Source organism: Sphingomonas sp. CCH5-D11, assembly GCF_001557395.1.
GTDB lineage: Bacteria > Pseudomonadota > Alphaproteobacteria > Sphingomonadales > Sphingomonadaceae > Sphingomonas.
Map to the genome: position 1 here is coordinate 24,986 of NZ_LSKH01000306.1, position 14,142 is coordinate 39,127.

Consider the following 14,142-nt stretch of genomic DNA (forward strand, 5'->3'; position numbering starts at 1 on the left):
GCACAAGTTCGCCTCTACCGCGCGGCGACGCATCCGCGTGGAGGGCGGCGGCTACCGCCGCGACCATCTTCGCGCGCTGGCGCAGCGGGTTGAGGTTGATCGCGGGGAAGTCCGAATCATGGGCTCAAAGAGCAGCCTGCTACGGTTGCTCTCGGCCAACGGCGTAGCCACGGCGGCGGGCGGAGTGCCCACCGTTGTTCCGAAGTGGCGGAGCGGGAGGGATTCGAACCCTCGATACGGTTTTGCCGTATACTCACTTTCCAGGCGAGCGCCTTCGACCACTCGGCCACCGCTCCGCATACCTGGGAGTTGCGCGCCCTAAGCTGCTGGCGCGTCCGGCGCAAGCGTTTGCGCGTGTTGTGGTGCAATATGCATGTTTCCGCACGTTCGGCGCCCGCTGCCGAGCCGCGTCACCGCATGTGAGTGCCGATCCGGCGCAGCAGCGCGGCGTGAAAGCGCGATCGGCTGCTTCGCGCGATGGCGCGCTCCACCAGCCGATCCGCGGCATGAAGGCGATGGCGCCTCAACCACAAGCGCATCTGCCGGAGCCGAACGAACAGCAGCATCGACCCGCTCTGCCCCTTTGCCGCCAGGTGCAGGCTGTGCGCGGCACCGGCATGGTCACCCGTGATCTCCTGATGGGCGGCAAAGGCGATCCGCGCGTGAATGTTGCCGGGCGTGCGCTGCAGGGCGGCGCGGTGCAGCGGCGCGGCGTCCGCCGGTCGCCCCAGGCTGTCGAGGAGCGCGGCCTGGGCGCTCAATATGTGCGACTCAGGCTCGATCGCCGCCGCTCGCTCCAGCAGGCGAAGCGCGGTGGCCGGGCGCCTCGGGGCGCAATGGCGGGCGAGGATGAAATGCTGGTGCTGCGATTGTCGCCGCGCGCGGCGGACTTGCTGGCGCACGGCGAACGGATGGAAGTCGCCGGCGACGATGGCATGGATCGCGCGTTGCAGCGCCCCTGTCTCGACCAGCAGCGGCCCGACGGGATGGCCGCCGAACGGGATGGGGATCGCCGTCGCTGCGCTGCTCGCATCGGCGATCATCGCCGCGTGCCGCGCGTCCAGTGCCTGTCGCGGATCGTAGAACACATAAGCGGTCGGCGCGCCCGCGTAGGGAGGTTCGGCGAAGCGCGTGCGCGCCACATCGGCCTGCCACCGCGTTTCCCACGGTGCGACGCGGGGATCGACGGAGAATTGCGGCGAGAGGGCGATTGCGGTGTCGGCGCCGCACGCAACGGCGTAGCGCAAGGCCGCATAGCCCCCCATGCTGGAGCCATAAGTGATCACCCGGTCATAGCCGCGCGTGGCTACCGCGACGGCGGCAAGGGCGGCCGGCCGCTCGCTATGCTGATACCATCGATTGCGCCGGTTGATGACATGCACGGCGTCCAGCCCGGCCTTGCGGAGGAAGTCCTCGGCAAAGGCCGGGCGGTCGAGCGTGTCCTCGGTGGTGTAGGAGCCGAAGGTGACGATCACCGCGCGGCCCGATGCTCCACTGCGCTGGCCCGGCGTCGCCCCCGCGCGCCGGACCAGGAGATTGTCGGAACGGAACAACTCCTCCTGCACTCCGTCCTCGCGCAATCAGCCCTCCGCGCCCGGAGCGTATCGCACCCCGGCGGCATGTCCAGCCGGCGACAGATGGCGCGCGGTCAGTCGTCCTCGTCCTCGAAACCGACCAGCGCCAGCGCGCGCGCCTTGATCTGGCGCATCGCGCACCAGTGGATCAGCGCCTCCTCGCGCCCATGCGTCACCCACACTTCGCGCGGTGCGATCTCCTCGATCGTGTGCGTCAGTTCGTCCCAGTCGGCATGATCGGACATGATCAGCGGCAGCTCGACCAGCTTCTGCCGTGCGCGCTGGCGCACCCGCATCCAGCCGCTCGCCATGGCGGTGATCGGATCGGGCAGGCGGCGCGACCAGCGATCGTTGAGCGCGCTTGGCGGGCACATCACGACATGGCCCGCCATCGCCGCTTTGGGAACACCGGCCACTGGGATCAGCTCGCCCAGCCGCACGCCATGCTCGGCATAAAGGTCGCACAACCGCTGCAGCGCGCCGTGAAGATAGATCGGCGCCTCATGCCCGCGCTCGCGCAGTTCCGCGATCACGCGCTGCGCCTTGCCGAGCGCATAGGCGCCGACCAGCACGCAGCGATCCGGGTTGGCGTGCAGCCGCGCGACCAGCTTGTCGATCTCGTCGCCGGTATCGGGGTGGCGGAAGACGGGAAGGCCGAACGTCGCCTCGGTAATGAACACGTCGCAGGCGATCGGCTCGAATGGCGCGCAGGTCGGGTCGGGCCGCCGCTTGTAATCCCCCGAGACCACGATCCGTTCGCCGCGATGCTCCAGCAGGATCTGCGCGGAGCCAAGCACATGGCCCGCCGGCACGAACGTCGCGTCCACCTCGCCCAGCCGCACGCTTTCGCCATAAGCCACCGGATGGCCGGCCTGGGCGCCATAGCGCGTGTCCATGATCGCCAGCGTCTCGGGCGTCGCCCATACCGCGCCATGCCCGCCGCGGGCGTGATCGGCATGGCCATGCGTCACCAAAGCGCGCGGCTCCGGCGTGGACGGGTCGATCCAGGCGTCGGCCGGGCGAACATAGATGCCGTGGGGATGAGGTTCGAGCCAGTCGCCAAGCTTGGGCATGCCGGCACTACGCACGAACGGATCGAATCGCCCCACCTCCTCGTTCTGCATTCAAGGAAAAGGAGAGTTCGGCATGGAACATCAGGCAACGGGTGACAGCCTCTGGGCCTTCATCGTCGTCGGCGGGTTCATCATCCTCGGCCTTGCGATTGCCTTTGCGAAGCTGCGCAACAGGGTGTCGCCCGAGCAGGAGCGGCGGACGGAGCAGGCGACGCGCGAGATGTACAAGGAGCAATCGCGAGAGGATGCGGCGCGCGGGTGAGCCGCGCACCTGCGTCCCCGGCGTCACCGTGGATGCGTGCCAGCATAGCGGGGCGCTAGGGAGCAGGCAGAATGGGCGTCGGTTCGCGGTATCCGATCGTGCCGTCACCCTGAACGCGTTTCAGGGGCCATCTCTCCACGCGGACAGGCGCCGCTTGCGGCACGATGGATGCTGAAACAAGTTCAGCATGACGGCGAAAGGCGGATGGCAGGCCGCGGGTGGGCAGCGCCATTTCACGGCGTCGAGCGCCCCCCTATATTCACCCATAATGACGCCTGATCTTCCCGCCCCGCTCGCCGCTTGGTTCGCATCCCGGGGCTGGGCGCCGCGCCGTCACCAGCTGGACATGCTGCGCGAGGGGCGCGCCGGCCGTCATGCCTTGCTCGTCGCCGCGACCGGGGCGGGGAAAACGCTGGCGGGCTTTCTGCCGACCCTTGCCGAGTTGATCGATAATCCCGGCGAAGGGCTTCACACCCTGTATGTGTCGCCGCTCAAGGCGCTGGCCGTCGACATCCAGCGCAATCTCGTCACCCCGCTGGACGAGATGAGGCTCGACGATTTGGGCGTCGACATCCGCGTGGAGACCCGCACCGGCGACACGCCGTCGGATCGCAAGGCGCGGCAGCGGGCAAGGCCACCGCAGATCCTGTTGACGACGCCGGAATCGCTGTCGCTGCTGCTGAGCTATCCGGACAGCTTCAGCATGTTTGCCGGCCTCAGGACGATCGTGATCGATGAGGTGCATGCCTTCGCCACCGGCAAGCGCGGGGATCTCCTGTCGCTGTGCATGGCGCGGCTTCAGGCGATCGCGCCCGCCATGCGCCGCGTCGCTTTGTCCGCCACCGTGGCCGATCCCGACGGCTATCGCGCCTGGCTCGCCCCCGATGGCGACATCAATGCGGTCAGCCTCGTTCAGGGCGAGACCGGCGTCGATCCGAACATCGATATTCTGCTGCCCGAGGATCGCGTCCCCTGGGCGGGCCATTCCGGTCGCTATGCCGCGGCGCAGGTGATGGCGGAGATCGAGACGCACAAGACGACCATCGTCTTTTGCAACACGCGCAGCCTGGCCGAACTGATCTTCCAGGATCTCTGGAAGGAAAATGCCATGCAGCTGCCGATCGGCATCCATCATGGCAGCCTGGAGAAGGAGGCGCGTCGCAAGGTGGAGGCGGCAATGGCCGGCGGCCGGCTGCGCGCGTTGGTTGCCACGGCCAGCCTCGATCTTGGCGTCGACTGGGGCGATGTGGATTGCGTCATTCAGATGGGCGCGCCCAAGGGCTCCTCGCGCCTGCTTCAGCGGATCGGCCGCAGCAATCACCGGCTGGACGAGCCGTCGGAGGCGATCCTCGTCCCCGGCAACCGCTTCGAATATCTCGAGGCGCGCGCCGCGCTCGATGCGGTGGAGGCGGGTGAGCTGGATACCGACATCTTCCGCATGGGCGCGCTCGACGTGCTGGCGCAGCACGTCATGGCCTGCGCCTGCGCCGCGCCGTTCGATCAGCAGGCGATGCTGGACGAGGTGCGCTCGGCCTTGCCCTATTCGGCGTTGACCGACGAACTGTTCGACAAGGTGCTCGGCTTCATCCGCGACGGCGGCTATTCGCTTCGCGCCTATGACCGCTTCAAGCGGCTGACCCAGGATGCCGACGGATTATGGCGCGTCAGCCATCCCAAATTTGTCGCTCAGCACCGCCTCAACGCCGGCATCATTGTCGAAGCGACCATGCTCAAGGTCCGCTTCCGCAACGGTCGCGCGCTCGGCAAGGTGGAGGAGGCCTTTGCCGCCACGCTGGCGCATGGCGATACCTTCTTCTTCGCCGGCATGAGCCTGGAGGTGGAGAAGATCGACACCGAGGATCTGATCGTCCGCGCTACTGCCCGGCCCGCACGCATCCCGACCTATGGCGGCAGCCGGATGCCCTTGTCGACCAACCTCGCGGATCGCGTGCGCGGCTTTCTCAACACGCCCGCCCAATGGTCGCGCTTTCCCGATGACGTGCGCGAATGGCTGGAGATCCAGGCGCGCCGCTCCGCGCTCCCGCGCCCCGATCAGCTGCTGGTCGAAACCTTCCCGCGCGAAGGGCGCAACTACATGGTCGCCTACAGCTTCGAAGGCTGGAATGCGCACCAGTCGCTCGGCATGCTGATCACGCGGCGCATGGAGACTGCGGGGCTTAAGCCCTTGGGCTTTGTCGCCAACGACTATGCCATTGCGACCTATTCGATCGATCCCGTCACCGATCCGGCCGCGCTGTTCTCGGCCGACATCCTTGAGCATGAATTTGTCGACTGGGTGCAGCAATCGCACCTTCTGAAACGTGCCTTTCGCGAAGTGGCGGTGATCGGCGGCCTTGTCGAGCGGCAGCACCCCGGCAAGCGAAAGACCGGCAAGCAGGTCACTTTCTCGACCGATCTCATCTATGACGTGCTGCGCAAATATGAGCCCGGCCACGTCCTGCTGGAGGCCGCCTGGGCCGACGCCCGCGCCCGCATGACCGACGTCGGCCGCCTCGCCGGGCTGCTCGACCGCGCGGCGGAAACCATGCTGCACGTCGATCTGCCGCGCGTCTCCCCACTCGCCGTGCCGGTGCTGGTCCTGATCGGGCGCGAGCGCATCGCGACCGGCAGCGCCGACGATGCGCTACTGATCGAGGCGGAGGCGCTGGCAGGGGAGGCGATGCGGCTGGATGAAGCGGAGGCGGTGTAGGGCCCCCACAAGTTTCGCCGCCTGTCACCGGTGTTTCAGAGCGCCCTGATGCGCAGAAGGTCGGTCGGCAGGAGCGTTCGTCAGCCCGGATGACGCGGCAGCGCGAGCTTCCAGACGATGCCTGCGCCGCGCAGCGCGAAGCCGATTGCGGCGGAAACGACGGACGCCCAGGCCTGCGGCACGCCGGCATGGAGAAGAACGACGAAGATCAGGCCCGCCGCCAGCGCCGCCGTGACATACAGTTCGTTGCGCAGCATGATCGAAGGGATCCCTGCCACCATGTCGCGAATGATGCCGCCCAGGCATGCCGTGACTACGCCCATCGCGACCGCCGAAAGCGGTGACGCTCCGGTTCCCAGTGCCTTGGCCGTGCCATAGACGGCGAACGCGGCCAGGCCGGCCGCGTCGAACCAGTCGAGCGCCCTGGTCGGCCAGCGGGTGAGCGGAACCAGCCACACCGCTCCGGCCACCATGATGCAGATGACGATCGGCACTGCATCCTTCATCCAGAACACGGGCGCCGCGATCAGAAGGTCGCGAACCGTCCCGCCGCCCGTCGCGGTCACGATCGCAAAAAAGCCGGCGGCAATGATATCCAGCCGCTGGCGTGCCGCGGCGAGTGCCCCCGAAACCGCAAAAACGGTGATCCCTGCCAGACTGAGGAGGTGAAGCACGGGGGCAGCGGTATGCGGATCCATGGTGATCATGCTGGCAGGCCTAACACAGCCGATCCGGCCTGTGCGCTGATTAGAGGCTGATCCCGTCCTCTCCGGCTGCGCGCGCCAGCTCTGTCCGCCGCAAAAACCCGGTCTATGCACGCCCTCTGTGAAGCCTCCTTCGTCACGCCGGGCCCACCGCGCGGCAAACCGCTAGGGTTTGATCCAGGCTCCGGGGGGAGGATCAATCTGGCTGGATCAAACCCTAAGCTGTTAGGTTACGAACCAGTGGAGGCAGGGGCCGTCCTGAGCAATCTCGCAGGCGACCTCGAAAGTGCCTGGCTGACGCGCTCCTTAGTTGAGCAAGCAGTTTCGCAGAGGCCTCGCATCCGACGGAGAGTCGGATCAGGTCGGGTGATCAAGCTCTGCGGTGTGACTTAGCGAGCCGGCGATAGGGGGAAGACACCCGCCTGTCGGCTTATGGTCATCTGGTCAGCCAAACCATTGCCGAACCTCGCGCTATTGTGCGTTCCCTCACACGCATTGCGCGGCTGCTCGCACGCTTGCGTCGCGCAAAACAAGCTTGGCGATATTCGTTTGACAAAGGTCCGGATCGGGCGCTTCCTGCCGGTATGCGCCGCTGGTTCGCTTTGCCACTCCTTGCGCTGCTCGCCAACATGGAGCCGCAGCAGCCGGTCAATGCGCCGGCCACGGCGAACCTGCCGGTCACGCCAAATCTGCCGATCACGGACATTGCCGAGCCCAGCCTGGCCGAACAGCTCGCCTTCGGGGACGAAGGGCCGCGGATGACCGTGCCGGTGCAGATTGCCGGCGCCGGGCCGTTCGAGTTCATCATCGACACGGGCGCCCAGCGCACGGTGATCAGCCGCGAACTTGCCGGAAAGCTGAACCTGCCGGGCGGCCGCATGGTGCGGCTGACCGGGATGACGGGCACGCAGGACGTGGGCACCGTCGTCATCCCCTCCATTTCCGTCAGCACGCTGGGCGGCGAGCGGATCGAGGCACCGGCGCTGTCCGCCGCGCATCTCGGCGCGCCCGGCATGCTTGGGATCGATGCCTTGCAGGGCCATGCGCTCGCCATCGATTTCGACAATCAGCGCATGACCGTCACGCCGGCCCGAAAGCGCGGAGAACGGGTCCGCCGCGCGCCGGACGAGATCGTCATCCAGGCGCGCAGCCTGTTCGGCCAATTGGTCGTGACGGACGCCAGGGTAGGCGGCGAGCGGGTGCGCGTGATCCTCGATACCGGCAGCGCGGTGTCGATGGGCAACATGGCGCTTCGCAAGCGGCTGGCGAAGCGCGGCAAGGTCACGCCGATTACGCTCATCAGCGTCACCGGCGGTCAGCTCGTCGCCGATTACGGCACGGTCGGCCTCGTGAAGATCGGCGATGCCGAGATCCATGACATGCCGGTTGCCTTTGCCGATGCGCCGCCGTTCCGCGCCTTCGGCCTCGAAAAGAAACCGGCGATCATGCTTGGCATGGATGTGCTGAAGCTGTTCACCCGCGTCCAGATCGATTTCGCCAACCGCGAATTGCGCCTGCTGCTGCCGCGCGGCGCCTCCCGCCGGGGGTGAGGCCGAGCACCGACTAGGGATGGCCGATTTGTGCCGCCGGGCCGCCGTACCCAGGCTGGGCGGGCTGCGTTCACGGCCAGTCGAACATGAAAAGAGGCCCGGTACTTTCGTACCGGGCCTGAGTGTGTCCGCAGGAGGAACATGGTTTGGGTGCCGACCGCAGCCGGCCCCCAATCTCGTCAATAATTGTAGGCGCGCTCGCCATGCTCGCCGAGGTCGAGGCCTTCGCGCTCCACCTCTTCGCTGACGCGCAGGCCCGTCGCCGCCTTGGCGATGGTGAAGGCGATGCCCGATCCGACCGCTGCCCAGACCACGGAGATCACCACCGCGATGACCTGGGTCATCAGCTGCGGCGCCAGCGCATAATCGGCAGCGCCCGGCCCGCCGAGGCCCGGCAGCATGGTGAAAGCGGTGCCGATCGAGCCGACGATGCCGCCCAGCCCATGGATACCGAAGGCATCAAGCGAGTCGTCCAGGTTCAGCTTCGGCTTCACCGACACCACGAAGAAGGCGCAGACGATCGCCGCGATCGCACCCAGCAGGATGGCGCCGAACGGCCCGGAATTGCCGGCCGCCGGGGTGACCGCGACGAGGCCGGCGATCGCGCCCGAGCAGGCGCCCAGCAGCGAGCCCTTGTGGCCAAGCGCACGCTCGGTCAGCATCCAGAACAGGACGCCAGCGGCGGTCGCGACGAAGGTGTTGATCATCGCCAGCGCGGCCGAGCCGTTGGCTTCCAGTGCGGAGCCGGCGTTGAAGCCGAACCAGCCCACCCAGAGCAGGCCGGTGCCGATCAGCGTCATGACCAGCGAATGCGGGGCCATGATGTCCTTCTTATAGCCCAGGCGCGGGCCAAGGATGATCGCACCGACCAATGCCGAGATACCGGCGTTGATGTGCACCACCGTGCCACCGGCGAAGTCGAGCGCTGCCGGCTCCCAGTTGAAGAGCAGGCCATTGCCCGCCCACACCATGTGCGCGATCGGAAAATAGACGATCGTCAGCCAGATGAGGGCAAACACCATCAGGCCGGCGAACTTCATCCGCTCCACCAGGCCGCCGATCACGAGGCTGACGGTGATGGCGGCGAACGTCATCTGGAAGGCGATGAAGACGAATTCCGGGATCACGACGCCGTCGGTGAAGGTTGCGGCGGTCGAATCCGCGGTCACGCCGGCGAGGAACAGCTTGCCGAAGCCGGAGATGAAGGCATTGCCGCCGTCACCGAACGCCATGGTATAGCCGTAGATCACCCAGATGATCATCGCGAAGCTGGCTACCGCCAGGATCTGCGTCAGCACCGACAGCATGTTCTTGGTGCGCACGAGGCCGCCGTAGAACAGCGCCAGTCCCGGTACGATCATGGTCATGACGAGGACGGTGGAAATCATCATCCACGCCGTGTCGCCCTTGTCCGGCACGGGTGTGGCAGCGGTCGCTTCCTGTGCCCAGGCAGGCAGCGCCGCGCATGCGGCGGCGCCAAGTCCGAGGGCGCCGGCAATCTTCAATGCTTGCTTCATGCTCATCCCCCCTCAGAGCGCCGTGTCGTCGGTCTCGCCGGTGCGGATGCGCACGGCCTGCCCGACATCGAGGACGAAGATCTTGCCGTCGCCAATCGCGCCGGTGTTGGCCGAGGACTGGATCGCCTCCACGACCCGGTCCGCCAGATTGGCGGCGCAGACGACCTCGATCTTGATCTTGGGCACCATGTTGGTGCTGTATTCGGCCCCGCGGTAGATTTCGGTCTGGCCCTTCTGCCGCCCAAAACCCTTGACCTCGGTGACCGTCATCCCCGCCACCCCGATCGTGGTGAGCGCTTCTCTCACCTCGTCCAGTTTGAACGGCTTGATGATGGCTATGACCAGTTTCATCGCGCCCCCTTCCCGTTGTCCCGGGAAAGAGCATCGCAACCCCCGTGCCAAATGCCTGACGGACGAGAACAGGGCGCCGACGGGTTAAGGTATGTGTCAGTTTTTGTGCAGATGCGAGCGGCTGCTCAATTATTAGGCAGAATTTGCCACATCCCGGGCGCGATCGAGGTCATCCTCATCCACCATCACCCGCACGGGGATGAGCAGCCAGCTTCCGTCCGCAATCGATGCGCCAGCGTCGAAGGCAAGCGCGGGAATGCCTTCGCTCTCCAATCGCCCGACCAGGATATTGGCGAGGTTGCGATCGTAGCGGCCGAGTTCCACGAGGCTCATGATCATGCAACGTGCCGGCGCGTGGTTCGTGCCGCCGATAGATCAGCCGGGGAGGGCATCAGGCAGGCGCGTCGGCAGGCCATCGATGCTCTTGCCGTCCACCGCGCGCCAATAATCCAGCCGATCCTCGTCGCTATATTTGGCGTTGTACTTGTTCAGCGTCTCGCGCGGATGCTCCAGCGTCATCTGCGGCACGCCCCATCCGCACGATGTCTGCACCTGATCGATCGCGATGACGAAGATCTGGCGCGTGCCCGGCAACGGCGTGAACTGCGCGTGCAGCGCAGTCCATTCGGCATCCTGCGGCAGCACGGCGCGCCCTTTGCCATAGATGCGGAAGATCAGCGCCGGCTGATCGAAGGCGCAGAACATGATGGTGATGCGCCCATCCGCCAGCAGGTGCGCATTGGTTTCATTGCCCGATCCGACCACGTCCAGATAGGCAACGGTGCGATCGTCCAGCACGCGGAAGCTGTCCATGCCCTTGGGACTGAGATTGATCCGCGATCCTTCCGCTGCGGTGGCGACGAAGAAGACCGGTTGGCGTTCGACGAACAGGCGGTGCGCATCGGAGAGGGCGGGGAAGAACTCGGCCATGGTGAATGCTCCTCGCGTTGACGCGTGTCTCTCATACGCAAATTTCAGGCGCATGAAGCGTGACCCCATCGCCTCCGGAAAGCGGAAGCCGGTCAATATGTCGATTGGTACCGGTATCGTCGCCTTCGCGCGAGAGGCGGGCGTCAACCTTTCGCAGGTTAGCGAGGCGGCGATCCGCAAGGCAACCGAAGCCGTTCGCGCGCGGCGGTGGCAAGAGGAACATCGCGAGTGGATCGATGCGCACAACCGCTGGATCGACGAGAGCGGGATTCCGTTGTCGACCCTGCGCGTGCTTTGATAGCGCCATTCGACGTCTACCGATTCAAGGACCACGGCCTCGTTCTCGACTGCCAGAGCGATCTGCTCAGCGGCCTCAAGTCGCGTGTGGTCGCACCCTTGCGCGACGCGGGAGAAGAATGGGCTGGCCCGAGCGCTTGAACCCGCGTTTTGAAATTGACGGGCAGGAACTGCGCACGGCCACCCAGTTCATGAGGGCGGTGGAACGGTCCCAGCTAAGGGACAAGGTTGCTTCGCTCGCGGACCACGATCTTGTCATAAATCTGCGATCGACGGGCTGATCTCCGGCTTCTGATCGCCGTCAGGCCGCTGTCCCACCCACGGTCAGACCGCCAACCAGCAGCGTCGGCTGGCCAACGCCGGCGGGTACGCTCTGCCCGCCCTTGCCGCACATGCCCACGCCCTCGTCCAGCGCGAAGTCGTTGCCGACGCCCAGCACCTTGGTCAGAACGGTCGGGCCGTCGCCGATCAGCGTCGCGCCCTTGATCGGAGCGCCGATCTTTCCGTTCTCCACCTTGTACGCCTCGGTGCAGGAAAAGACGAACTTGCCCGATACGATATCGACCTGACCGCCGCCGAAGGATTTGGCGAAAATGCCGTTCTTCACGCGGCTGAGCAGCTCGGCAGGATCGTCGTTGCCCGCTTTCATGAAAGTGTTGGTCATGCGCGGCATCGGCGCGTGCGCGAAGCTTTCGCGCCGGCCGTTGCCGGTCGGCTCGACACCCATCAGGCGCGCGTTCAGGCGATCCTGCATATAGCCCTTGAGGAAGCCGTCCTCGATCAGGATCGTCTCGCGCGTCGGCGTGCCCTCGTCGTCGATGGTCAGAGAGCCGCGGCGATCGCGGATCGACCCGTCATCCACCACCGTCACGCCGCGCGCCGCCACCTGCTCGCCGATGCGGCCGGAGAAGGCGCTGGTGCCCTTGCGGTTGAAATCGCCCTCCAGCCCGTGGCCGATCGCCTCGTGCAGCAGCACGCCCGGCCAGCCCGGTCCGAGCAACACGGTAAACTCGCCCGCCGGCGCGGCAACCGAATCGAGATTGACCAGCGCCTGCGCCAGCGCCTCGTCGATCGCGCGGTTCCAGGTCTTCTCATCGAAAAGGGAGTCGTAAAGGCAGCGCCCGCCGATCCCGAAGGTGCCCGTTTCGCGCCGACCATTCTGTTCCACCACGATCGACACGTTCAGCCGCACCAGCGGGCGAACGTCGGTCGCGACAAAGCCGTCCGGCCGGACAATCTCGACCACGCTCCAGGTGCCCGACAGGCCGACTGACACCTGCGCCACGCGCGGATCGCGCGCGCGGGCGGCGGCGTCGATCGTCTGGCAGAGGTTCACCTTGTCGGCGAACGGCACCAGGTCGAGCGGATCGCCATCAGTATACAGCCGCTGGTTGGTGCCGGCGGGCGGCCCCGCCTTGGGGCCGCTCGACGGGTCGATCAGCTGCATCGTTTCCGCGGCGCGCTTGATCGCCGCTTCCGAAAGCTCGCTCGCATGCGCAAAGGCGGTCATCTCGCCCGACACCGCGCGCAGGCCGAAGCCGGAATGCGTATCGTAGCTCGCCGTCTTCAGCCGCCCGTCATCGAAGCCGAACGCCTCGGACTTCTTGTACTGAAGGTACAATTCGCCGTCATCGGCACGGCCGAGCGCGTCGGCGGTAAGGACCTTCGCGGCGTCGGCGTCAAGCGAGTCGCGGTACAGGAACGAGCGGGGGTCGGTGGCGGTCATGTACCTGATGTAGGGTGTTGCAGCGGGATGGCAAAGGCTCCGCCGCCAACAACACGATCCGTCATTCCCGACCTGATCCGGGATCCATCGCGCGGCGAGCGCTGCCACCCGACTTCCAGGCGCAGCGCGGGCGGAGGATTGGACCCCGGATCAAGTCCGGGGTGACGGCGAAACCTGAATCAACGGCCCGCGCCGTCTCCATGATCCGGCAGGCTCGCCTGGTCCGCACCGTCGGCCGGGCTACCGATCAGCACGAAGCGCCGGTCGCAATAGCCGCAATCGACATAGCCCGTTTCATCGATCTCCAGCCACACGCGCGGATGGCCAAGCGCGGCGGGAATACCGTCATGCGCGCCGTCGCAGGCGACGCGGTGGTGCGAAACTCGGGTGATCTGGGGCGGCGGCAACATGGAACGCGCGTTAGCAAGGCGCAGCGCCGCTAGCAATCATCCCCGCACCCGCCTACTTCGCGAGGCATGACCGACGCAGCGATCGCCATCCAGAACCTCTGCAAGACCTATCAGGGCGGCAAGCGCGCGCTCGACGGGGTGACGTTTGATGTGCCGCGCGGCCAGATCTTCGGCCTGCTCGGGCCAAATGGCGCGGGCAAGTCGACGCTGATCAACATCCTGGCCGGCCTCGTCAACAAGACCAGCGGCACGGCGTCGATCTGGGGCTTCGACATCGATGCGCATCCCCGCAATGCCAAGGCGTCGATCGGCATCGTCAATCAGGAGATCCTGTTCGATCCGTTCTTCACGCCGATCGAGACGCTGGAGATCCAGGCCGGCCTCTACGGCATTCCCAAGTCGCAGCGCCGATCGATGGAGCTGCTTCGGGCCGTTCACCTCGCCGACAAGGCGGATGCTTATGCCCGCACCTTGTCGGGCGGCATGAAGCGGCGGCTGATGGTGGCCAAGGCGATGGTCCATTCGCCGCCCGTGCTGGTGCTGGACGAGCCGACCGCCGGTGTGGACATTGAGCTTCGCCAGCAGCTCTGGGCCTATGTGCGCGAACTGAACGCTGGCGGGGTCACCGTCGTGCTGACCACCCATTATCTCGAGGAAGCCGAAGAGCTGTGTGATCGCATCGCGATCATCAATCACGGCACGGTGGTAGCGAACGAGCCGACCCGCCAGCTGTTGAGCCGCGCGCAGGAGAAGGTCGTCGAAGTCACGGTGGAGCGCGATGTTTCCACGCTGCCGCAGGCGCCCTGCTTCCAGAAGATCGCGCTGAAGGGCGAGCGCACGCTGGAGATCACCTATTCCAAGGATCAGGTGAATGCCGGCGAGGTGCTCGCGGCGGTACAGGGGGCCGGCTTCGCGATCGCGGACGTGTCCACGCGCGAGGCCGATCTGGAGGACGTCTTCCTCAGCCTGACGCGTAGCGCCGCGTAAGGAGCCGCATCACCCGCTCCGGCCGCGGGTGGAGGTGGAAGCGCGCGGATA

Annotated in this window: 14 protein-coding genes and 1 tRNA gene; 5 read left to right on the plus strand and 10 right to left on the minus strand. The window is 66.3% G+C overall.

Annotation, left to right across the window (positions count from 1 at the left end; all coding sequences use genetic code 11):
• Positions 1 to 205: 205 nt before the first annotated feature.
• From AX702_RS18640 to AX702_RS18650, 3 genes are all read right to left on the minus strand, one after another.
• Positions 206 to 296: transfer RNA gene (locus AX702_RS18640), tRNA-Ser, on the minus strand.
• 114 nt (positions 297 to 410) lie between these two features.
• Complete coding sequence (locus AX702_RS18645; protein ID WP_156455595.1) at positions 411 to 1,580, minus strand: hypothetical protein; 1,170 nt, start codon at positions 1,578 to 1,580, stop codon at positions 411 to 413.
• Between the two features lie 68 nt (positions 1,581 to 1,648).
• Positions 1,649 to 2,647 (minus strand): ligase-associated DNA damage response exonuclease, encoded by a 999-nt coding sequence (locus AX702_RS18650; protein ID WP_066781954.1) that lies wholly within the window; start codon positions 2,645 to 2,647, stop codon positions 1,649 to 1,651.
• Between the two features lie 73 nt (positions 2,648 to 2,720).
• Between AX702_RS18650 and AX702_RS18655 the strand changes: the two genes are divergently transcribed.
• Both AX702_RS18655 and AX702_RS18660 read left to right on the plus strand, forming a co-directional pair.
• Positions 2,721 to 2,909, plus strand: coding sequence for a hypothetical protein (locus AX702_RS18655; protein ID WP_066781915.1), 189 nt, complete (start codon positions 2,721 to 2,723; stop codon positions 2,907 to 2,909).
• A gap of 268 nt (positions 2,910 to 3,177) precedes the next feature.
• The gene (locus AX702_RS18660; protein ID WP_082746360.1) at positions 3,178 to 5,619 is read left to right on the plus strand and encodes a ligase-associated DNA damage response DEXH box helicase; all 2,442 of its coding nucleotides are present in this window, start codon (positions 3,178 to 3,180) and stop codon (positions 5,617 to 5,619) included.
• 80 nt (positions 5,620 to 5,699) lie between these two features.
• Here the strand turns inward: AX702_RS18660 and AX702_RS18665 are convergent, their stop codons facing one another.
• Positions 5,700 to 6,317, minus strand: a complete 618-nt coding sequence (locus AX702_RS18665) for a trimeric intracellular cation channel family protein (RefSeq protein WP_066781956.1) — start codon at positions 6,315 to 6,317, stop codon at positions 5,700 to 5,702.
• A gap of 590 nt (positions 6,318 to 6,907) precedes the next feature.
• Between AX702_RS18665 and AX702_RS18670 the strand changes: the two genes are divergently transcribed.
• On the plus strand, positions 6,908 to 7,873 hold the full coding sequence (locus AX702_RS18670; RefSeq protein ID WP_066781916.1) for a retropepsin-like aspartic protease: 966 nt from the start codon (positions 6,908 to 6,910) through the stop codon (positions 7,871 to 7,873).
• A 179-nt stretch (positions 7,874 to 8,052) separates the two neighbouring features.
• Here the strand turns inward: AX702_RS18670 and AX702_RS18675 are convergent, their stop codons facing one another.
• From AX702_RS18675 to AX702_RS18690, 4 genes are all read right to left on the minus strand, one after another.
• A complete protein-coding gene (locus AX702_RS18675; RefSeq protein ID WP_066781917.1) occupies positions 8,053 to 9,390 on the minus strand; it encodes an ammonium transporter in 1,338 nt (445 codons plus the stop codon).
• Positions 9,391 to 9,402: 12 nt separating this feature from the next.
• Positions 9,403 to 9,741 (minus strand): P-II family nitrogen regulator, encoded by a 339-nt coding sequence (locus tag AX702_RS18680; RefSeq protein WP_066781918.1) that lies wholly within the window; start codon positions 9,739 to 9,741, stop codon positions 9,403 to 9,405.
• A gap of 132 nt (positions 9,742 to 9,873) precedes the next feature.
• Positions 9,874 to 10,074: a putative signal transducing protein gene (locus tag AX702_RS18685; RefSeq protein WP_066781957.1), complete on the minus strand. Its 201-nt coding sequence runs from the start codon at positions 10,072 to 10,074 to the stop codon at positions 9,874 to 9,876.
• A gap of 42 nt (positions 10,075 to 10,116) precedes the next feature.
• Complete coding sequence (locus AX702_RS18690) at positions 10,117 to 10,671, minus strand: pyridoxamine 5'-phosphate oxidase family protein (protein ID WP_066781919.1); 555 nt, start codon at positions 10,669 to 10,671, stop codon at positions 10,117 to 10,119.
• Positions 10,672 to 10,723: 52 nt separating this feature from the next.
• Here AX702_RS18690 and AX702_RS18695 point away from each other — a divergent pair, with 52 nt between their 5' ends.
• Positions 10,724 to 10,969 carry a type II toxin-antitoxin system CcdA family antitoxin gene (locus AX702_RS18695; RefSeq protein ID WP_066781920.1) on the plus strand — a complete coding sequence of 82 codons (246 nt, stop codon included), beginning with the start codon at positions 10,724 to 10,726 and terminating at the stop codon, positions 10,967 to 10,969.
• A gap of 300 nt (positions 10,970 to 11,269) precedes the next feature.
• Here the strand turns inward: AX702_RS18695 and tldD are convergent, their stop codons facing one another.
• A complete protein-coding gene (tldD, locus tag AX702_RS18700) occupies positions 11,270 to 12,694 on the minus strand; it encodes a metalloprotease TldD (protein ID WP_066781921.1) in 1,425 nt (474 codons plus the stop codon).
• A 179-nt stretch (positions 12,695 to 12,873) separates the two neighbouring features.
• The gene (locus AX702_RS18705; protein WP_066781922.1) at positions 12,874 to 13,104 is read right to left on the minus strand and encodes a zinc-finger domain-containing protein; all 231 of its coding nucleotides are present in this window, start codon (positions 13,102 to 13,104) and stop codon (positions 12,874 to 12,876) included.
• A gap of 66 nt (positions 13,105 to 13,170) precedes the next feature.
• Here AX702_RS18705 and AX702_RS18710 point away from each other — a divergent pair, with 66 nt between their 5' ends.
• Complete coding sequence (locus tag AX702_RS18710) at positions 13,171 to 14,091, plus strand: ABC transporter ATP-binding protein (protein ID WP_066781923.1); 921 nt, start codon at positions 13,171 to 13,173, stop codon at positions 14,089 to 14,091.
• Positions 14,092 to 14,142: the final 51 nt, after the last annotated feature.

Coding starts and splice junctions, on each gene's coding strand:
- AX702_RS18660 (WP_082746360.1), top strand. CDS start 3,178: ATGACGCCTGATCTTCCCGCCCCGCTCGCCGCTTGGTTCGCATCCCGG.
- tldD (WP_066781921.1), bottom strand. CDS start 12,694: ATGACCGCCACCGACCCCCGCTCGTTCCTGTACCGCGACTCGCTTGAC.
- AX702_RS18695 (WP_066781920.1), top strand. CDS start 10,724: ATGAAGCGTGACCCCATCGCCTCCGGAAAGCGGAAGCCGGTCAATATG.
- AX702_RS18650 (WP_066781954.1), bottom strand. CDS start 2,647: ATGCCCAAGCTTGGCGACTGGCTCGAACCTCATCCCCACGGCATCTAT.
- AX702_RS18690 (WP_066781919.1), bottom strand. CDS start 10,671: ATGGCCGAGTTCTTCCCCGCCCTCTCCGATGCGCACCGCCTGTTCGTC.
- AX702_RS18675 (WP_066781917.1), bottom strand. CDS start 9,390: ATGAAGCAAGCATTGAAGATTGCCGGCGCCCTCGGACTTGGCGCCGCC.
- AX702_RS18665 (WP_066781956.1), bottom strand. CDS start 6,317: ATGGATCCGCATACCGCTGCCCCCGTGCTTCACCTCCTCAGTCTGGCA.
- AX702_RS18710 (WP_066781923.1), top strand. CDS start 13,171: ATGACCGACGCAGCGATCGCCATCCAGAACCTCTGCAAGACCTATCAG.
- AX702_RS18685 (WP_066781957.1), bottom strand. CDS start 10,074: ATGAGCCTCGTGGAACTCGGCCGCTACGATCGCAACCTCGCCAATATC.
- AX702_RS18680 (WP_066781918.1), bottom strand. CDS start 9,741: ATGAAACTGGTCATAGCCATCATCAAGCCGTTCAAACTGGACGAGGTG.
- AX702_RS18655 (WP_066781915.1), top strand. CDS start 2,721: ATGGAACATCAGGCAACGGGTGACAGCCTCTGGGCCTTCATCGTCGTC.
- AX702_RS18705 (WP_066781922.1), bottom strand. CDS start 13,104: ATGTTGCCGCCGCCCCAGATCACCCGAGTTTCGCACCACCGCGTCGCC.
- AX702_RS18670 (WP_066781916.1), top strand. CDS start 6,908: ATGCGCCGCTGGTTCGCTTTGCCACTCCTTGCGCTGCTCGCCAACATG.